Source organism: Halomonas sp. IOP_31, from assembly GCF_021151495.1.
GTDB lineage: Bacteria > Pseudomonadota > Gammaproteobacteria > Pseudomonadales > Halomonadaceae > Modicisalibacter > Modicisalibacter zincidurans.
Genome location: NZ_JAIRBP010000031.1, coordinates 18,263 through 37,598 on the forward strand (window position 1 = coordinate 18,263; position 19,336 = coordinate 37,598).

Here is a 19,336-nt window from a genome sequence, read left to right on the forward strand (position 1 = left end):
CCCATGAAATAACAGCGCCAAACATAGCCTTGGCACGCGGTTGGCTTTATTGGATACGAACATCGATCAACCTGGGAGGAACCGCCGTGCAGCCTCACGAACATCTGCTGATTGTCGGCAACGGCATGGCGGGCCACCGCCTGCTGGAAGCCCTGCTCAAACATGAGCACCGGCCGCGGCGAATCAGCGTGATCGGCGACGAGCGCACCCCGGCCTACAACCGCATTCTGTTATCGAGCTGGCTTGCCGGCGAAACCACGCGCGACGCCCTGACCCTACGCGATGCCGGCTGGTACGCCGAGCAAGGCGTCGAGCTGATATTGGGTGAGCGGGTCAGCGAGATCGACTGTGGCCGCCAACGCGTGACCACCGGCAGCGGCCGCGAGATCGGCTACGACCGCCTGGTGCTGGCCACCGGCTCGCGCCCGGCGATGCCCGACGTGCCGGGCATCGAACTCGCTGGCGTGCAGGGTTTTCGCGATCTCGATGATGCCAGGGCACTGACCCGAGCCAGCCAGACTGGCCGACACGCGGTGGTTGTCGGCGGCGGACTGCTCGGACTGGAAGCCGCCGAGGGGCTGCGTAAGCGCGGCATGCAGGTCACGTTGTTGCAACGCGGCGAGCGGCTGATGAATCGCCAGCTCGACGCCACGGCGGCGGAACTGCTACGTCGTGAACTCCGCTGTCGCGGCCTCGACATCGTCCCCAATACTCGACTGGCGAGCCTTGAAGGCGACGGTCACGGTCATGTTCGCGCGGTGCATATCGAGGACGGCCGGCGGCTCCCGGCCGACTGCGTGGTGGTCGCCGCCGGCATCGTGCCCAACGTCGAGTTGGGCCGTCGGGCCGGCCTGGAGACGGCACGCGGCATCGTCGTCGATGCCTGGCTGACCACCAGCGACCCAATGAGCCACGCCCTCGGTGAATGCTGCGAGTTCGAGGGCCAAACCTACGGCCTGGTCGAGCCGATCTGGCGCCAAGTCGAGGTGCTGGCCGCCCGTCTCTGCCACGACCGCGTCGACGGCTACGTCGAGGCGCCGAGCGCTACCAAGCTCAAGGTCAGCGGCGTATTGCTTTACGCCTTCGGCCCCATCGAGCCCGACGCCGGGCACGAGGTGCTCACCTACCACGACCCGCAGCACGGCGACTACCGCCGCCTGCTGCTGCGCGACAACCGGATCGAGGGCGCCATTCTCTACGGCGATACCGCCTTCGGCCCCTGGTACTTCGAGCAGTCACTGGCCGGGCGCGATCTGGGCACCTGCCGTCAGGCCCTGCTTTTCGGCGCCGGCGATGCCAAACCGCTTCTCGAGGAGGCCGCATAGCATGAACAAGCAACGCCTGATCGTCATCGGCAACGGCATGGTCGGCCATCACCTGGTCGAACAACTGATCGAGCGTGACGCCACCCAGCGCTTCGACATTCACGTCTTCGGCGAAGAGCGCCACCCGGCCTACGACCGCGTGCATCTGTCGGAATATTTTGCCGGGCGCGACGCGCAGTCGCTGGCGCTGTGCAACGCCGATCATTACGCCGCCAACGGTATCGAGCTGCACCTGCACGAGGCCGTGACCCGTATCGATCGCGACGCCCGCCGGGTCGTCACCGACCACGATAGCTACCCTTACGACCGCCTGGTGCTGGCCACCGGCTCCTACCCTTTCGTGCCGCCGATTCCCGGCAACGACCGCGATGGCTGCCTGGTCTATCGCACATTGGACGATCTCGACGCTATCCGTGCGGCGGCCGCAAGCGCGACCACCGGCGTGGTGGTCGGCGGTGGCCTGCTGGGCCTGGAGGCGGCCAACGCCCTGCGCGGCCTGAATCTGGACACCGCCGTGGTGGAGTTCGCCCCGCGGCTGATGCCGATGCAGGTCGATGCCGAGGGCGGCGAACTGCTGCGCGAGAAGATCGAGTCGCTGGGCGTGCAGGTACTCACCGACCGCGCCACCCTGCGCATCGAGGATGGCGAGGCGGGTGCCCATCGCATGGTATTCCAGGACGACAAGGTGCTGGAGACCGACCTCATCGTCTTCTCCGCCGGCATCCGCCCGCGCGACGAGCTGGCTCGCGACTGCAAGCTGGAACTGGGCGAGCGTGGCGGTATCGTGATCGATGACAAGTGCCAGACCAGCGATCCGGCGATCCTGGCCATCGGCGAGTGCGCACTGTGGAACGAGAGCATCTTCGGCCTGGTCTCCCCCGGCTATCAGATGGCCAAGGTGGCCGCGGCCACTTTGCTGCCAGGGTCGGGCAAGAGCGGCGAGGCCTTCCGGGGCGCCGACATGAGCACCAAGCTGAAACTGCTCGGCGTGGATGTCGGCGCGATCGGCGAGGCCCACGGCGACCGCTCACCCAGTGCGCGCACGTTCCGCTACCTGGATGGAATCAAGCAGGAGTACCGCAAGCTGGTGGTCTCCGGCGACGGCAGGAGGCTGCTCGGTGCGATGCTGGTCGGCGACAACGCCACCTACGACACCCTGATGCAGTACTACGTCAACGGTCTGGAGCTGCCCGAGGACCCGGCCTCGCTGATCCTGCCCTCGTCCGAGGGCGTGCCGACGCTGGGCGCCGACGCCCTACCCGATTCGGCGTCGATCTGCTCGTGCCACAACGTCACCAAGGGTGCGATCTGTGCGGCCATCGACGCCGGCGCCACCGACCTTGCCGCGGTCAAGGGCGAAACCCGGGCCAGTACTGGCTGCGGCGGCTGCGCGGCGCTGCTCAAGAGCGTGGTCGACAGCGAGCTCGAGGCGCGCGGCGTCGAGGTCGATCAGTCGATCTGCGAACACTTCGCCCATACCCGCCAGGCGCTCTACTCGATCGTGCGCGTCGAGGGTATCAGGACCTTCAGCGAGCTAATCAAGAAACACGGGCACGGTCTAGGCTGCGATATCTGCAAGCCGGCGGTGGCGTCGATCCTCGCCTCGTGCTTCAACGAGCCGATCACCGACGCCGCCCACGTGCCGTTGCAGGACACCAACGACACCTTCATGGCCAACATGCAGAAGAACGGCACCTACTCGGTGGTTCCGCGCGTGCCCGGCGGCGAGATCACCCCGGCCAAACTGCGCGTGCTGGGCGAAGTGGGCGAGAAATACGGCCTCTATACCAAGGTCACCGGCGGCCAGCGCATCGACCTGTTCGGTGCACGACTCGAGGACCTGCCCAACATCTGGGGCGAGCTGCTCGAGGCCGGCTTCGAGACCGGCCACGCCTACGCCAAGTCGCTGCGCACGGTGAAGTCCTGCGTCGGCAACACCTGGTGCCGCTACGGCGTGGCCGACAGCGTCGGCATGGCGATCCGGCTCGAGCATCGCTACAAGGGCCTGCGCTCGCCGCACAAGCTCAAGCTCGCCGTCTCCGGCTGTACCCGCGAGTGTGCCGAGGCGCAGAGCAAGGACGTCGGGGTGATCGCCACCGAGCACGGCTGGAATCTCTATGTCTGCGGCAACGGCGGCATGCGCCCGCGCCACGCCGAACTGCTCGCCACTGACCTCGACGACGCGACGCTGATCAAGACCATCGACCGTTTCCTGATGTTCTACGTGCGCACCGCCGATCGCCTGCAGCGCACCTCGGTGTGGCGCGAGAACCTCGAAGGCGGTCTCGACTATCTCAGGGACGTGGTCTGCAGCGACAGCCTGGGTCTGGCCGAGGAGCTCGAGCAGCAGATGCAGACGGTCATTGACAACTACGAGTGCGAGTGGGCGGGCGCCCTCAGCGCTCCGGACAAGCTCAAGCGCTTCCGGAGCTTCGTCAACGACGCTCGCCCCGACCCCGACATTATCGTCACCGAGGAGCGCGGCCAATTGCGGCCCGCCTGACTGGAGGAGAGCGATACATGAGCACAGCAACGGCAATCAAGAACGACGTGACCTGGCAGCCACTCTGCACCAGGGCCGACCTGGTCGCGTTCTCCGGCGTGGCGGCCTGGCTGGAGACGGCCAGCGGCACTGCGCAAGTAGCCCTGTTCTACCTTCCCGGTTACGAGACCGAGCTGTTCGCCGTCGACAACCGCGACCCGTTTTCCGGCGCCAACGTGATTGCCCGTGGCATCGTCGGTGACCTCAAGGGCGAGCCGGTGGTGGCCTCGCCCCTCTACAAGCAGCACTTCCGGCTCGCCGATGGTGGCTGCGTGGAACAGCCCGACGTCAGCCTGCGTCATTGGCCGGTGCGCGTCGACGACGACAAGGTGATGATCGGTCTCGGCTGACAGTCCTGAATTGCCGGCGAGGCCGGACTCGATAACCGGCTAACACTCCTCGTTGCGCAAGCGTCCCGCGGCACCCGACTTGGCCGGATAGCTGCCCCGGCCGAATGGCGCCGAAGGGCCGCCCCCGGCGATGGAACGATGGCGGTGATAGAGGAAAACCAGCGCCAGAAGCGCCAGGCCGGGAACGTCGGTCATCAGGTCGGGCTTGATCAGCAGCAGGGCGCAGCCCAGCACCAGCAGGCGTTCGTACCAGCGCATCCAGGTCACCAGGTAGCCCTGAACGGCCGCGACGAAGGCCAGAATGCCCACCGTTGCCGTGAAGATCACCCAGGCCCCTCGATACCAGTTCTCCACCTCGTAGAGCAGCAACGCCGGATTGAAGAAGAACATGAACGGCAGAATGGCCGTGCGCAGATCGTAGGCGAATGCCTGGACCCCGGTGCGTACCGGATCGGCCCGGGAGATGGCCGAGGCCGCGTAGGCCGCCAGCCCCACCGGCGGCGTGTCGTCGGCGAGGATGCCGAAGTAGAACACGAACAGATGAATGGCCACCATCGGCACGACGATGCCGACATCGCCGGCCAGGTTGGCGATCACCGGCGCCACCAGCGCCGCCATCACGATGTAGTTGGCGGTGGTGGGCAGGCCGATGCCCAGAATCAGCGAGGTCACCGCCGCGAGGATCAGCACCAGCCAGATGTTGCCCATGGAGAGCACACCGATGACCTGAGTCAGGCCGTAGCCCAGGTTGGTCATGGTGACCATTCCCACGATGATGCCGGCAGCCGCGGTGGCAATGGCGATGGTGGTCATGTTGCGCGCCCCCATCTCCAACCCCTGGAAGACCGCCTTGCCGCCCTTCCATAGCCCGGCGGCCAAGCCCGAGGCGCCATTTCCGCGCACGCCGCGCCAGGCTTCCTGGACCAGAATCAATGCGATCAACACGAACAGCGCATTGAGCGCACTGCGCTCCGGGGTGAGCTGGACCCACATGAGCTCATAGAGCAGGAACGCCACCGGAATCAGGTAGTGCACCCCCTTGATGAAGGTCGGCCAGAACGGCGGCAGCTCGGCCCGGGGCATGCCGGCCAGATTGAGCTTGAGCGCCTCCAGGTGCACGGTGAACAGCAATGCCAGGTAGGAGAGCAGCGCCGGTACGATGGCATAGATAATCAGTTGGGAGTACGGCATGTTGAGAAACGTCGCCATGATGAAGGCCGCCGCGCCCATGATCGGCGGCATCAACTGGCCGTTGGTCGAGGCCGCGCACTCGGTGGCGCCGGCCTTCACACCCGGATAACCGAGCCTCTTCATCAGCGGAATGGTGAAGGTGCCGGTGGTCACCGTGTTCGCCGTCGACGAACCGGATACCACACCGGTCAGCAGGCTCGCCACCACCGCCGCCTTGGCCGGGCCGCCGCGGTAGGTGCCCAGGCCGCTGTAGGCGAGATCCACGAAGTACTGCCCAGCGCCGGCTCGATCCAATAGCGCGCCGAACAGCACGAACAGGAACACGAACGACGCCGACACCTGGATCGGCGTGCCCCAGATGCCCTCGGTGGTGATGTAGAGCTGCTGGATGATCTGCCGCCAGTCGTAACCGTTGTGCAGGAAGATGACGTCGGGCGGCGTCAGCGGAATGATGCCGGCGGGGCCGGTGATACCATACAGCACGACGATGCCGGCGATGATCGGCAGGGCGATGCCGACGATGCGCGAGGCCGCGAGCGTCAGCGCGATCAGCAGCGCCGAGCCCATCCATACGTCGCGGGTAATCGGCAGGCCACCCTGCACCGCGATCAGGTTGTAGTAATTGACCACGATGTACAGCGCGGTGGCGACCCCGACGATGGCAAGCAGCCAATCGTACCAAGGGATGCGCTGGGTGGAACCGTGCTTGGCCGGGTAGGCGAGAAATGCCAGCGCGAAGCCGAAGGCCAGGTGAATGGCGCCCAGCTTCTGCGGACTCAGCGCACCGGAGTAGGTGGCGTAAAGCTGGAACAGGCTCCAGCCGACCGCGACCAGGACCAGCAGCCATCGCTGCCACGCCCACCGCGGCACTCGCGCGCCGAATTCGCTGGCCTTGACGATGCGCTGGGCCTCGGCGAGATCCTCGTCGGTCGCCTTGCCGGTCTCGTTATCGGTTGGCGGTTCGGCCATCGCCCATTGCTCCCTGTCCCGGCCCGATTCCGGGCCGCTCACGCAAGCCGACGAACCCCGGCATCGCCGGAGCCCGTCGTATCGAGCCCTGTCACTCGGATGCTGGTTGAGCGCCATCCGACTCGGGTGGCATCAGCTCGCTGGGAATCTCGACGCCCTGTTCCTCGAAGAACTTCACGGCACCGGCATGCAACGGGATGGACATGCCTTCGAGCGCGCTTTTCACGGTGAAATACTTGTCCAGGTTGGGATTCTGAACGTCGTTGTAGAAGGCCTCCAGCTTCTCGTTGAATATCGTGTTCATGAAGGTATAGACGTCGTCCTCGGACAGCTCGGACGAGGCGGCGAGCATGGCCTTCAGGGTCACTGTCTGCACGTCCTCGTCGACACCGGGGTAGGTACCGCCGGGTATCGTGAATGGGGTATAGAAGGCGTATTCTTCCTGCAGTTGGCCGAGCTCCTCCTCGGAAATCGACACCACAGTGATCGGCGCGGTCTGCGCCGCCTCGACGATGGCCGACGAGCCCAGACCGACGGTGTAGAACATCGCCGCGATCTGGTCGTCGCGCAGCAGCCCCACGGCATTGCCCGAACTGCCGCGCACCGTCGCCTGCAGGTCATCGAAGGTCAAATCGAAGGCGCCCATGATGTTCTTGGCGTCCTGCTCGGTACCCGAGCCCACATCGCCCACGTAGACGCGCTTGCCGGCCAGGTCGGCCACGCTCTCGATGCCGGCATCGGCCCGCGCCAGAATGTGAATGGCCTCGGGGTACAGCCCCACCAGGCCACGCAGGTTCTCGATCTGGTTGTTCTCGAAGGCTTCCACGCCGGTGCCGTTATAGGCGTAATAGGCGATATTGTTCTGCATCATGCCCATCTGCATGGAGCCTTCGCCGATGGCATTGGCATTGAATACCGAAGCGCCGGTGGAGCGCGCGTTGGCACGCAACCCGACATCGGCATTGTTGAGGATGTTGGCGATACCGACTGCGGTCGGGTAATACAGCCCGGACGTCGATCCCGAGCCGATGGTGATGAAGGAAGTGGATTGAGCCCAGGCCATGGACGTCGTCAACGCCAGGCCAAGAGTTGCCGCCAGAATGCGTTTAGCGAGCTTGTTGCACATTTCAGCCCCCGTGATTGTCCGATACGGTTGTTTTCAGGGCATATAGCGTAAATTTACCCGTCTTTTTAAACCTAACAGCGATGGCCGGAAACGCAAATGCGTTACCTCAGTGGCACGTGGGCCGGCCCGACCGTTGGAGCGGCAAGACCCGCAACTGGACGCCGATTGGCATCGTGTCGCTTAACCCCGAGCGGGAGCTCCAGATCACCGTCGCCGAACCGGAAAAACAGGTGGCCTGAATAACATCAGACACGACAGATTCCTTGACAACTACCGATAGAGACGCTGGTCGGCCTTGCCGAAGTTGAACTGCGCGAAGGCTTCGCGCAGCTCGTCGATGATGCGCACGGCCTGGGGCGCTTCGCAGTCGTTGAGCACCAGCAGGAATTCCTCGCCGCCGTAGCGCCCGATCAGGTCCGACTCGCGCAATCGCCGCCTGAGCAGATTGGCCAGCGCGCGGATCACCTCGTCGCCGACCAGATGGTCATAGGTGTCGTTGACGCGCTTGAAGTGATCGTCGACGACCAGCGGGTTGGCGGCGAAACGCGGGGCTTCACGCGCGTCATCCACTTCCATCAATGAGTCGCTAACGATGGCATGGGCACTCCTGAACAAGTAATGATTGTCTTATTATCGGGCCGACAGGGGGGGCTGAATAGCCCGTGACACATTGCATTGGGATGCCGCAACGGCGTGGCTACACTGAACCTACCGTTCGCCAAGTAAAGGAGAAAGAGATGACCGCCAGGATCTGCGCGTGCCCCCATTGCGACTGCCCGGTTCCCGACACGGCGGTTCCCGTCAACGATCGTTACTATTGTGGTACGGCCTGTGCGACCGCGCATGACGATCGCCGACCCTGCCAGAACCCCAAGTGCGACTGCCACAAGCACGGCTGGGGCGGTATCAAGACTTGAACCACTCTCCCTGTGCCGATGCGTCGGCGGCGGCGTTCGTGTCGCCGCCGCAACGTTTTTCAGCTTCAGCGGAATTAACGTGGAACGCCGCGCTGGCATTCCTCGACGAGCCGGTTCATCTTGAAACGACTCTTCCATTCAGTCTTCAGGAGGTCCGCCGACATAGCGCCCAGGAAGTGATGCCGAACGTAGCCACGCCTGGCCCGTCGTCACAATCATGTAACTGACCACTGCCAGCGTCGTACCTGCCGTCAATTCGAGGAGTGCTTGCCGATGGTTCTGATCGACAAGAAAGCGACCCGCCTTTACGTACTCGACACCAACGTCCTGATTCACGACCCCGCTGCGCTTTACCAATTCGAGGAACACGACGTGGTCATTCCGATGACCGTGCTCGAGGAACTCGACAAACACAAGAACGGCATTCGCGAAATCGCCCGCACCGCCCGCCAGATCAGCCGCACGCTTTCCGAACTCACCGCCAAGGTCAGCTTCGACGAAATCCGCCGCGGCATTCCGCTGACCGACGCCTACGGCCACAGCGGTCGTCTGCGCTTTCTGTGCTACAGCGACCTCAAGCCACTCGATCATCTCGAGGAAAGCCCCGACAACCGCCTCCTGGCGGAGACCTGCCGGTTGCGCGACGAACGCCCCGACGCCTCGGTGATCCTGGTCACCAAGGACATCAACCTGCGGGTCAAGGCCTCGGCCCTGAACGTGCCGGTCGAGGACTACCTCAACGACCGTGTGTTCAGCGACAGCGACGCGATGATCGAGGGCGCCAAGGTCTACGCCCAGGCCGGACGCGACGGCGCGGGCTTGTGGGAATCGCTGAACGTCGAGGTCGCCGTCGAGCGCATCGACCATCACATCTACTATCGTCTCAGCGGTGCCATTCCCGCCGATTGGCATGTCGGCATGCTGGTCTCGGACAGCGACAACGGCGCCGATTTCGAGGCCATCGTCCGCGAAGTGGCGCCCAGTTCGGCATGCCTGCAACTGTTGACCAACTATCGCCATCACGACGGCGTGTGGGGCGTACATGCCCACGACAGCCGCCAGAACTTCACTCTCAACCTGCTGATGGACCCCGAGATCGACCTGGTCAGCATTGCCGGCAACGCCGGTACCGGCAAGACCTACATGACGCTGGCCGCAGCCTTCCAGCAGACGCTGGACAGCAAGCTGTTCGAACGCATCGTATTCACCCGGGCGCCGATTCCGATGGGCGAGGATATCGGCTTTCTGCCGGGCACCGAGGAAGAGAAGATGGGCCCCTGGATGGGTGCCTTCCACGACAACATGGACAACCTGCTGCGCGACGAGAAGGACGGCACCTCGAGCTGGAGCGAGGGCGCCACGCGCCAGTTGATCGGCTCGCGGGTACAGATACGCTCGCCGACCTTCATGCGCGGGCGCACGCTCAACGACACCTTCCTGATCATCGACGAGGCCCAGAACTTCACCCCCAAGCAGCTCAAGGCGCTGGTCTCGCGGGCCGGGCGCAACACCAAGATCGTCTGCCTGGGCAACGTCGGCCAGATCGACACCGCGTACCTCACCGCCAACACCTGCGGCATGGCGGCGCTGGTGGAACGCTTTCGCGACTGGCCGCACGCCGGGCACGTCACCCTCAAGAGCGTCGAGCGTTCGCGCCTGGCGCTGGCCGCCGAGGAACTTTTATAATTTCGAGTATGGAGTGCATGCCTAACTATAAAAAGCTCCGGGCTTCGAGCACTTGCTCGTAGCTCGTAGCTCGTAGCTCGTAGCTCGTAGCTCGTAGCTCGTAGCTCGTAGCTCGTAGCTCGTAGCTCGTAGCTCAGTGTTTATGATCAGCGTTGACCGCTTTCTCGAGTAACGCCTCGCTCTCGCTGCCCGGGCCCTTTTTCATGATCTTCTGCGCTTCATGATAAAGGCAGATGTAGGTATTGCACGAGGCGCAGAATACCTTGTCGTCCGGATTGTGGACCTCGGAGACGCGCATCAGATGGCTACCGCACTTGGGGCACGCCACCGGCATGCGAAAATCCTCGGACAGATCGTTGCTGGTCATTGGCACTCACTCCATTGATGTTGCGCAATCGGCCATGTTGCGGCCGCTTACCTAGTCTTTGGGGCATCGGCGGATTTATCAAGCTGCCCCACGCCGCAGCGCTGTTCAAGCTGCCCGACGCCGCAGCGCCATTTAAGCTGCCCGACGACGCAGCGCTGTTCAAGCTGCCCGACGACGCAGCACCACGCTGAGATTATTGGCCGGCATCTCGACGATGCGTTCGATCGCCAGCCCGTTGGCCCGCGCCAGGGTGCGAATCGCTTCCAGCGAACGAATGCCCCAGCGCGGGTCGCGGCGACGCAGATCGGCGTCGAAGGCGGCGTTGCTGGGCGCCGTCGGCACGCCATCGCGCAGGAAGGGCCCGTAGAGAAACAGCACCCCGCCCTCGGGCAGGCGCTCCCCGGCCTCGCCGAACAGCGCCAGGCTCGCCTCCCAGGGGGCAATGTGCAGCATGTTGATGGCCACCAGCGCATCGAATTCCTGCTCGGCCCAAGGGCGCTCCAGCACGTTCAGCTCGAACGGCGGCGCCAGGTTGTCGAGCGCCGCCGCGTCGCGCCAGGCCGCGATCGACGCCCGTGCCTGGGGCTCGGGATCGCTGGGCTGCCAATGCACGTTCGGCAGGGCCGCGGCGAAATGGACGGCATGCTCGCCGCTGCCGCTGGCGATCTCGAGCACTCGCGAGGAGCCCTCCAGCGCCTTCGTCAGGACGTCCAGGATCGGCGCTCGGTTACGCGCCGCGGCGGGACTGAAAAGTCGTGCGTCACCGGTCCGATGTTCCTCCTGCATGCGCTACCCCACTATTGTCGATGTGCCAAACCAGGTTGGGTCATTCTGCCTTGCCCGAGGCGATCTTAAAAATCCCGACCTGCGGCTCGCGCCGGACACATCGCCAAAAAAGACCCGCCAAGCGGCGGGCCGAACAATAGCACGGACTGTCGAGAGAGAAGCAGAAGCGTGCCTGCCATCGACAAAGGCGGTGGGTTAAAGACTAGACTGGTTTAATTGAAGCGCTCGGCGGCCTCGCGGGCCAGCGCCTCGATACCGGCCCAATCGCCGGCCTCGATCAGCTCCTTGGGAGTCACCCAGGAACCGCCGACGCACATCACATTGGCGAGCTTGAGATAGTCGTCGGCGTTTTCCGGAGTCACGCCGCCGGTGGGACAAAAACGCGCTTCGGGGATCGGTCCGCCGAACGCCTTGATCGCCGCCGCCCCACCGCTGGATTCGGCCGGGAAGAACTTGAAGCGCCGATAGCCGTACTGCCAGCCGTTCATCAGCTCGGAAATCGTCGCCACCCCCGGCAGCATCGGCACCGGGCTGCTCACGCCGTAGCGGTAGAGCGCATCGGTGGCACCGGGAGTGACCACGAAATCGACGCCGAGCTGTTCGGCCTGGCGGTACTGGGCCGGCGTCAGCACGGTGCCGGCGCCGATGCTGGCGCCGGGCAGCGCCTCGCGCATGCGGGCGATGGCATCCAGCGCGCAGTCGGTGCGCAGGGTGATCTCGAGCACCGGCAGACCGCCTTCCACCAGCGCACGGCCCAGCGGCACGGCGTCCTCGAGACGCTCGATGGTGAGTACCGGAATCACCGACGCCTTCTGGCAGATGCTGTCGAGTTCAGTGGTCCGGGTCGAGGGCAACTGTTTGTCATTGCTCATGTCAGGCTCCAGCAAGATCGGTTCAAGGCGCCCAGTAGACCGCCAGCGGGCAGGCCAGAAAGGCGCGAATGGGCAGCTCGCGAACGTCGTCGCCGGCCATGGCATGCGCCAGCACGCTGCGCTTGTCGTCGCCGACGACATGCAGGACGTGGCGACGCGCCTGGTGCAGACGCCCGGCACTCAGGGTGATTCGCGGCTGCACCACGCTGGGCGAACGCGTGGCGACCAGCGGATCGTCGGTGGTCAACGCCAGGCCGAGCTCGCCGCTGTCGGGAAACAGCGAGGCGGTATGGCCGTCCCCGCCCATCCCCAGCACCACCACGCTGGCCGGCCAGGGCAGCTCGGTGACTCGCTTGGTCACCGCCTCGACACCCAGCTCGGGGGTCGAGTCGTCACTGGTCAACGGGCAGAAACGGGCCGCCGCGGCCGGCCCTTGCAGCAGGTGTTCGCGGACCAGCCGGGCATTGCTGTCCTCGGCATCCTCGGCGACCCAGCGCTCGTCGGCCAGGGTCACGTCGATCCGCGACCAGGGCAGCTCGATGCTCGCCAGGCGCTTGAAGAACGGCACCGGCGTCGAGCCGCCCGAGACGACCAGCAAGGCCCGTTCGTGGTTTTCGAGATCCACGGCCAGCGCGCTGGCGACCGCTTCACTGAGTTGCGCGGCGAGTTGCTCGCGGGGGGTGCTAGCAGTCATGGTCAATAATCCTCGTACCAGCTGCGGCCATCCTTGGTGATCATGGCGATCGACGCCACCGGGCCCCAGGAGCCCGCCGGATAACGCCGCGGTGGAATGTCGCGTTCGGCCCAGCCCGCCACCAGCTTGTCGCACCAGCGCCAGGCATGCTCGATCTCGTCGCGGCGCACGAACAGGTACTGCTGGCCCTTCATCACCTCGAGCAGCAAGCGCTCGTAGGCGTCGGGAATGCGCGACTTGGGAAAGGCGCTGTTGAAATCCAGGTGCAGCGGTCCGGGGCGCAGCCGCATGCCCTTGTCGAGCCCGCCATCCTTGGTCAGCACCTGCAGCGCGATGCCCTCCTCCGGCTGCAGCCGGATGATCAGCTTGTTGGCCGCCAGGTCGCGCTGGTCGGGATCGAAGATGTAGTGCGGCTGCTGACGGAAGTGGATGATGATCTGCGACAGCTTGTCCGGCATGCGCTTGCCGGTGCGCAGGTAGAACGGCACGCCCGCCCAGCGCCAGTTGGCGACTTCGGTCTTCATCGCGACGAAGGTTTCGGTGCGGCTTTCGGTATCCGAGCCTTCCTCGTCGAGATAGCCCGGCACGCTGGTGCCGTCGATCGAGCCCGCCGTGTACTGGCCGCGCACCACGTCACGGCCGATGCTGTCCCGCGAGAACGGCTTCAGGGCCTTGAGCACCTTGACCTTCTCGTCGCGGATGGCGTCGGCGTCGAGATTCGACGGCGGGTCCATGGCGATCAGGCAGAGCAGCTGCAGCAAGTGGTTCTGGACCATGTCGCGCAGCTGGCCGGCCTTGTCGAAGTAGCCCCAGCGGCCCTCGATGCCCACCTGCTCGGCGACGGTAATCTCGACGTGGGAGATCTGGTTCTGGTTCCACTGGTTGCCGAACAGCGGGTTGGCGAAGCGCAGCGCGATCAGGTTCTGGACGGTCTCCTTGCCCAGATAATGGTCGATGCGATAGATCCGTTCCTCGGGGAAGACTGCGCCGATGGCGTCGTTGATCTCCTGAGAGGATTCCAGGTCGTAGCCGATCGGCTTCTCGACCACGACCCGCGACTGGTTGTCGAGACTCTCGCTGGCTTCCAGGTTGCCGCAGATATCGCCGTAGATGGCCGCCGGCACCGCCAGATACACGGTCATCGGCCGCGAGACGCCCTCGCGCCACTCGCGAATCGCCTCGTAGCCCTCGACGGTGGCGAAGTCGAGCTGGATGTACTCGAGGCGGGCAATGAATCGCTTGACGCACTGCTGATCGAGATTGCCTGGCTTGAGGTACTTGTCGAGCGCTTCTTCCACCCGCTGGCGAAAGGCGTCGCCGTCGATCTCCTGGCGCGCCAGGCCCAGCACGCGGGTCTCGGCGGCAAGCAGCCCGTCGCGATCGAGGTTATACAGCGCCGGGTACAACTTGCGCATGGCCAGATCGCCCATGGCGCCAAACAGCGCCAGATCAATCTCGGGAGTAGCGTCTTGGATCATGCCTCGAACCCCTTCAATCTGGTTATCTTACGCATAAAATAGGTCATCTTTGGGCTGATCAGCAATTGATATTGGTAATTTTACCACCAGATATTATTGGATTGCCGCTGCCCCGAAGATCGGGCCGCTTGGCGGCCCGGTAGGCGCCACGCTAGGATGTCGCCAGCGATGTAGTTAAATCACTACACGATGACAGTATCGGAGTCTTTCCCTGCATGGCCAGTCACGATCTTCTCGACCGTATCCGCGCCCGCCTCGACGAACTCAATCGCTCGGAGCGCAAGGTGGCCGACGTCATCCTCAAGGATCCGGCGACCGCCACCGGGCTGAGCATCGCCACGCTGGCCCAGAGCGCCTCGGTCAGCGAACCGACCGTCAACCGCTTCTGTCGCAACTTCGACGCCAAGGGCTACCCGGACTTCAAGATCAAGCTAGCCCAGAGTCTAGCCGGGGGCACGCCCTACGTCAGCCGCAGCGTCGAGCACGACGACGATGCCGCCCGCTACGGCGACAAGATCTTCGGCGCAACCATCGCCGCGCTCGACGACGCTCGCCGGGCGCTCGACGCCAGGCGCATCGAGCGCGCCGTCGACTATCTGATTCAGGCCAAGCAGATTCATTTCTTCGGCCTCGGCGCCTCGGGGCCGGTCGCCCAGGACGCCCAGCACAAGTTCTTCCGCTTCAACCTGCCGGTGATGGTCCACGAGGACGTGCTGATGCAGCGCATGGTCGCTGCCGCCAGCCATACCGGCGACGTGATCGTGATCATCTCGTACACCGGGCGTACTCGCGAGCTGGTCGAGATCGCCCGGCTGGCCCGCGAGAACGGCGCGGTGGTGCTCGGCATCACCGCGCCGAAATCGCCGCTGGCCGGCGAATGCACCGAGACGCTCGAGGTCATCGCCCCCGAGGACACCGACATCTACATGCCGATGACCTCGCGGATGATTCATCTGGCGCTGATCGACGTGCTGGCCACCGGCGTCACCCTGCGCCGTGGCGAGGATTTCCAGTCCCACCTCAAGAAGATCAAGGACAGCCTGCAGGCGACCCGTTTCCCGCCCAACGACGGCTGAACGACGAGCGCAGACGGCGCCCTGACCCGGCTGCACTTGCCCGGGCCTCGCCGAGGCCCAACAATAGCCCCTTTTACAAGCGAGGAGTGCTTTCATGCGCCGGCTGATCGCCACCGCCCTGCTGTTGTGTCTGAGCCTTCTGAGCGTTCCCATGGCCAGCGCCGAGACCTTTCGCTTCACCGCGATCCCCGACGAGGACCAGTCGCGGCTGGTCGAGCGCTTCCAGAAGGTCGCCGACTACCTCGCCGACGAGCTCGGCGTCGAGGTCGAATACGTGCCGGTCAAGTCGTACAGCGCCGCGGTCAGCGCGTTTCGCAACGACCAGGTCCAGCTGGCCTGGTTCGGCGGACTGTCCGGCGTCCAGGCCCGGCGCCTGGTCCCCGGCTCGCAGGTGCTCGCCCAGGGCAGCGAGGACGCGGCCTTCCACAGCTATTTCATCGCCAACAGCGCGACCGGGCTCGAAGCGAGCGATGCCGGGCTGCCCGCGGCGATCGAGGGCCACTCGTTCACCTTCGGCGCCAAGACCTCGACCTCGGGCCGGCTGATGCCCGAGTTCTACCTGCGCCGGCAGTTCGACCAGGCGCCGGAAGAACTCTTCTCGCGGGTCGGCTTCTCCGGCGATCATTCGCGGACCATCGCGCTGGTCGAATCCGGCACCTACGACATCGGCGCGGTCAACTTCACCGTCTGGCAAGCCGCGGTGGAAGACGGCCGAGTCGACACCGACAAGGTCAAGGTGATCTGGGAGACCCCCGCCTACCCCGATTATCAATGGACGATCCGCGGCGACGTCGATGCGCGCTTCGGCGACGGCTTCACCGCCCGGGTGCGCCAGGCGCTGCTCGGCATGAATGATCCCGAACTGCTGGAAAGCTTCCCGCGCGACGCCTTCATTCCCGCCGACAACGACGATTACGCGCCGATCGAGCAGGTCGGCGAGGAACTCGGCCTGTTGCGCTGATGGCTGGATCCGCTCCGCTATTACGGCTCGATAACGCCGATATTGGCCATGGCCGGCGGGTGCTCCTGGCCAGGCTCTCGCTGACCCTCAACGCCGGCGAGCGTGTCGCGCTGCTCGGCCAGAGCGGCGCCGGCAAGTCGACGCTGCTTGCCGCACTGCGCAGCCGCCTGGCCGGCGATGTCGCCTGGTGCCCGCAGAGCCACGGTCTGGTTCCGCAGCTGGCGGTCTATCACAACGTCTACATGGGTCGCCTCGAGCGCCACTCCGCGCTTGCCAATCTGTGGAACCTGGTGCGCCCCGAGCGCCGCGCCTGGACCGAGATCGCCGCGTTGTGCGACGAACTCGGTCTCGACGGCCTGCTCAAGCGACCGGTCGCGCAACTCTCCGGCGGCCAGCGCCAGCGCGTGGCGATCGCTCGCGCGCTCTACCAGCAGCGCCGGATCTTCCTCGGTGACGAACCGGTGGCCAGCGTCGACCCGCACCAGGCGTTGCGCCTGCTGGCGCTGATCGATGCCCGCCACGCCACCAGCGTCGTCGCGCTACATCAGCGCGAGCTGGCGCTGACCCACTTCGACCGCGTGTGGGGGCTGCGCGACGGCCGGCTCGAGCTCGACGCGCCAACCCGCGAATTGAATCTTGCCGATCTCGACCGGCTGTACCCGGCGGCCGACGCCCCGCCTCATTGCACGGCCGACGCCCCGCATCCTGCCGCCGATGCCCGACGCCGCGCCGTGGCCGGCGATGCGTGAATTACCGGCACCCGGTGCCTTGCGCGGTGATTCACCGGGACTGAGCCTGGCCCGGCGTTCGCTGATACTCGTCGCACTGTGCCTGCTGGCGCTGCCGTTCGCCGATCTGGCCATCTTCACCCACGACCCCTGGGCGGAACTGGCGCGAATGGCCGTCGGGCTGGCCTGGCCGAGCTGGAGCACGCTCTCATCGCCGCTGCAGGCCACGGCGCTGACCGTCGGCGTGGCGCTGTGGGGCACCTTTCTCGGCATATTGCTGGGTTTTCCGCTAGCGCTGGTGTTCGCCCGCTCGCGGCTGGTGCGCGCCGGCTGCGCCTTCGTCCGCGCAATTCACGAAGTGTTCTGGGCGCTGCTATTCCTGCAGGTGTTCGGCCTATCGGCAGTCACCGCGCTGGCGGCGCTCGCCGTGCCCTATGCCGGGATCTTCGCCAAGGTCTACGCCGAGATCCTCGAGCAGACGCCGGGCAGCGCCGCCGACAGCCTGCCCCCGGGGGCCGGTCGCTTTTCACGTTTCATCTATGCCGAGCTGCCGCTGGTCTGGGCGCGGCTCGCCGCTTATACCCGCTATCGCTTCGAATGCTCGCTGCGCGCCAGCGTGCTGCTGGGCTTCGTCGGCCTGCCAACGCTGGGCTTCCATCTCGAGAGTGCCTTTCGCGAGGGCCGCTATCATGAAGCCGGCGCGCTGCTCTGGCTGTTCTACCTGCTGATCGGTTCGATCGGCGTGTGGAGCCATCGCCGGCTGGTACCCTGGCTGTTACTGGCCAGCCTGTTCGTGCTCGGCCCCTGGCCGCAGGTCGACGGCGGCCTGCTGTGGCGCTTCGTCAGCCAGGATCTGTGGCCGGCGCCGCTGCTGGCGGGCGACTGGACCGGCTTGGTCGCCTGGTTCACCGAAATTCCCGACCTGCTGCCGGCGATCGCCAACACCCTGCTGCTGGGGCTGATGGGCACTGTCGGCGCGCTGCTTATCGCGCTGCTGGCCTGGCCGCTGGCCAGCCGTCACTTCGGCAATCGCCCGTCGCGCTTCGCCGGCAAGGCACTGCTGATCGGGCTGCGCTCGACCCCGGAACTGATGCTGGCGTTCATCTTCCTGTTGCTGCTCGGCCCTTCGATGCTGCCGGCCTGGCTGGCACTGGCACTGCACAACGGCGCGCTGCTGGCGTTTCTCGCCGCGCGCCATGCCGACAACCTCGAACCGGGAATGCCCGGGCTGCCCGCCAGCGGTCGCTACGCCTATGAACTGCTGCCCCGTCTCTACCCCGGGCTGCTCGCGCTGCTGTTCTACCGCGCCGAGGTGATCATCCGCGAGACCGCGCTGCTCGGCATGCTCGGGGTGGCCACGCTGGGCTTTTACATCGACTCGAGCTTCGCCTATCTGATGTTCGATCAGGCGTTCTTCCTGCTGCTGGTCACCGCAATGATCAACATCGCCGTCGACGCCGTAGCCCGCCGTTATCGGCCCCGCGACGTGGTGATGGACGATCCGTGCAATCGGTGAACGGATAAACGTATACACGGATTAAAGTATTCCCCCGGTCGGCCGATGACCGATATGGCCAAGCTCGATCTTGAGACGAAAAAAACCCGACCATGAGGGCCGGGCTTACAGCGCTGCATCCTTGCTACCTCCACGGGCATCCTGCCCGTGCATCCCTGGATTGAGCCGTCCCTGTGCTCGTCTTCCATGCCATGAGCGTGTCCGTGCTCACTGGATGCATTATGGCAGCCATCGATTCCGTCGCCTTTAATCCAGGTTGCCATTCCCTGTAAGAGATTGCCGACACGGCCTGTGCGTAAAATGCCATTGGCGCTCAGGCTGTGTCTGAAAAGTCGGCGAGCGAAGGTCAGACAAGGGAAACATCAAGTAAAACGGCGACGCCGCCTCAGCGATGCCGCCGTCGACTCGGCACCATGCAACTCGAAAGCCGCCAGGCATGGCCTGGGCCGGGTGTTGCCGGTCAGGAATCCCGCGACACGTTTCTCATTCTCTCGATCACTCGCATCGCATACTGCTCGCCCGCCTTGTGGGCCTGATCCTCGCTGGGGTATTCCCTTCCCGGCATGTGCCAGGAGGAATAGTCGTGACTCACCTCGATGGGCATCGAGACCCGAAAGCTATAATCCCCGTCCCGGGCCCTGTCCTGGTGAATCTCCAGAATATAAGGCTGACTCTGGTGCTTATGGACCCACTTCCTGATCGCCGTCATTGCCGTTCTCCTTGCATCCATGGTCGCTAAATCCGTTTAGCCT

At 65.0% G+C, this 19,336-nt stretch carries 18 protein-coding genes; 9 read left to right on the plus strand and 9 right to left on the minus strand.

Features of this window, described 5'->3' with window-relative positions:
• The first annotated feature begins 86 nt into the window (after positions 1 to 86).
• Genes K7I12_RS14060 through nirD form a run of 3 tightly spaced genes read left to right on the plus strand, consistent with a single transcriptional unit; the run spans position 87 to position 4,217 of the window.
• Complete coding sequence (locus K7I12_RS14060) at positions 87 to 1,325, plus strand: NAD(P)/FAD-dependent oxidoreductase (protein ID WP_331460595.1); 1,239 nt, start codon at positions 87 to 89, stop codon at positions 1,323 to 1,325.
• A gap of 1 nt (position 1,326) precedes the next feature.
• Positions 1,327 to 3,828, plus strand: coding sequence for a nitrite reductase large subunit NirB (gene nirB / locus K7I12_RS14065; RefSeq protein WP_231664480.1), 2,502 nt, complete (start codon positions 1,327 to 1,329; stop codon positions 3,826 to 3,828).
• A gap of 17 nt (positions 3,829 to 3,845) precedes the next feature.
• A complete protein-coding gene (gene nirD, locus K7I12_RS14070; protein ID WP_231664481.1) occupies positions 3,846 to 4,217 on the plus strand; it encodes a nitrite reductase small subunit NirD in 372 nt (123 codons plus the stop codon).
• 39 nt (positions 4,218 to 4,256) lie between these two features.
• Here the strand turns inward: nirD and K7I12_RS14075 are convergent, their stop codons facing one another.
• The 3 genes from K7I12_RS14075 to K7I12_RS14085 form a co-directional block, all read right to left on the minus strand.
• A complete protein-coding gene (locus K7I12_RS14075; RefSeq protein WP_084173307.1) occupies positions 4,257 to 6,377 on the minus strand; it encodes a TRAP transporter permease in 2,121 nt (706 codons plus the stop codon).
• 91 nt (positions 6,378 to 6,468) lie between these two features.
• Positions 6,469 to 7,503: a TAXI family TRAP transporter solute-binding subunit gene (locus tag K7I12_RS14080; protein WP_035575118.1), complete on the minus strand. Its 1,035-nt coding sequence runs from the start codon at positions 7,501 to 7,503 to the stop codon at positions 6,469 to 6,471.
• A gap of 270 nt (positions 7,504 to 7,773) precedes the next feature.
• Complete coding sequence (locus K7I12_RS14085; protein WP_231664482.1) at positions 7,774 to 8,079, minus strand: diguanylate cyclase; 306 nt, start codon at positions 8,077 to 8,079, stop codon at positions 7,774 to 7,776.
• 161 nt (positions 8,080 to 8,240) lie between these two features.
• Here K7I12_RS14085 and K7I12_RS17730 point away from each other — a divergent pair, with 161 nt between their 5' ends.
• Both K7I12_RS17730 and K7I12_RS14090 read left to right on the plus strand, forming a co-directional pair.
• On the plus strand, positions 8,241 to 8,420 hold the full coding sequence (locus K7I12_RS17730; RefSeq protein ID WP_442908065.1) for a hypothetical protein: 180 nt from the start codon (positions 8,241 to 8,243) through the stop codon (positions 8,418 to 8,420).
• Between the two features lie 273 nt (positions 8,421 to 8,693).
• A complete protein-coding gene (locus K7I12_RS14090) occupies positions 8,694 to 10,106 on the plus strand; it encodes a PhoH family protein (protein ID WP_231664483.1) in 1,413 nt (470 codons plus the stop codon).
• Between the two features lie 133 nt (positions 10,107 to 10,239).
• Here the strand turns inward: K7I12_RS14090 and K7I12_RS14095 are convergent, their stop codons facing one another.
• The 5 genes from K7I12_RS14095 to zwf form a co-directional block, all read right to left on the minus strand.
• Positions 10,240 to 10,473, minus strand: a complete 234-nt coding sequence (locus tag K7I12_RS14095) for a hypothetical protein (RefSeq protein ID WP_031382734.1) — start codon at positions 10,471 to 10,473, stop codon at positions 10,240 to 10,242.
• 159 nt (positions 10,474 to 10,632) lie between these two features.
• Entirely contained in the window at positions 10,633 to 11,259 is a 627-nt protein-coding gene (locus K7I12_RS14100) for a DUF938 domain-containing protein (protein WP_231664484.1), read from the minus strand.
• A 212-nt stretch (positions 11,260 to 11,471) separates the two neighbouring features.
• Positions 11,472 to 12,131 carry a bifunctional 4-hydroxy-2-oxoglutarate aldolase/2-dehydro-3-deoxy-phosphogluconate aldolase gene (locus K7I12_RS14105; protein WP_231664485.1) on the minus strand — a complete coding sequence of 220 codons (660 nt, stop codon included), beginning with the start codon at positions 12,129 to 12,131 and terminating at the stop codon, positions 11,472 to 11,474.
• A gap of 22 nt (positions 12,132 to 12,153) precedes the next feature.
• Positions 12,154 to 12,825, minus strand: coding sequence for a 6-phosphogluconolactonase (gene pgl / locus K7I12_RS14110; protein WP_031382730.1), 672 nt, complete (start codon positions 12,823 to 12,825; stop codon positions 12,154 to 12,156).
• A gap of 2 nt (positions 12,826 to 12,827) precedes the next feature.
• Positions 12,828 to 14,303 carry a glucose-6-phosphate dehydrogenase gene (gene zwf, locus K7I12_RS14115; protein WP_031382729.1) on the minus strand — a complete coding sequence of 492 codons (1,476 nt, stop codon included), beginning with the start codon at positions 14,301 to 14,303 and terminating at the stop codon, positions 12,828 to 12,830.
• A gap of 215 nt (positions 14,304 to 14,518) precedes the next feature.
• Here zwf and K7I12_RS14120 point away from each other — a divergent pair, with 215 nt between their 5' ends.
• The 4 genes from K7I12_RS14120 to K7I12_RS14135 all read left to right on the plus strand — a co-directional run bounded on the left by K7I12_RS14120 (position 14,519) and on the right by K7I12_RS14135 (position 18,584).
• Entirely contained in the window at positions 14,519 to 15,379 is an 861-nt protein-coding gene (locus K7I12_RS14120; RefSeq protein WP_031382728.1) for a MurR/RpiR family transcriptional regulator, read from the plus strand.
• A gap of 94 nt (positions 15,380 to 15,473) precedes the next feature.
• Positions 15,474 to 16,340, plus strand: coding sequence for a putative selenate ABC transporter substrate-binding protein (locus tag K7I12_RS14125; RefSeq protein WP_231664486.1), 867 nt, complete (start codon positions 15,474 to 15,476; stop codon positions 16,338 to 16,340).
• A complete protein-coding gene (locus tag K7I12_RS14130) occupies positions 16,340 to 17,089 on the plus strand; it encodes an ATP-binding cassette domain-containing protein (RefSeq protein WP_035575114.1) in 750 nt (249 codons plus the stop codon). The genes K7I12_RS14125 and K7I12_RS14130 overlap by 1 nt, the downstream gene beginning before the upstream one ends.
• Positions 17,082 to 18,584: a PhnE/PtxC family ABC transporter permease gene (locus K7I12_RS14135; protein ID WP_231664487.1), complete on the plus strand. Its 1,503-nt coding sequence runs from the start codon at positions 17,082 to 17,084 to the stop codon at positions 18,582 to 18,584. Before K7I12_RS14130 ends, K7I12_RS14135 begins: the two co-directional genes overlap by 8 nt.
• Before the next feature lie 460 nt (positions 18,585 to 19,044).
• Here K7I12_RS14135 and K7I12_RS14140 read toward each other — a convergent pair whose 3' ends face one another.
• Entirely contained in the window at positions 19,045 to 19,293 is a 249-nt protein-coding gene (locus tag K7I12_RS14140; RefSeq protein ID WP_031382724.1) for a hypothetical protein, read from the minus strand.
• Between the last annotated feature and the right edge of the window lie 43 nt (positions 19,294 to 19,336).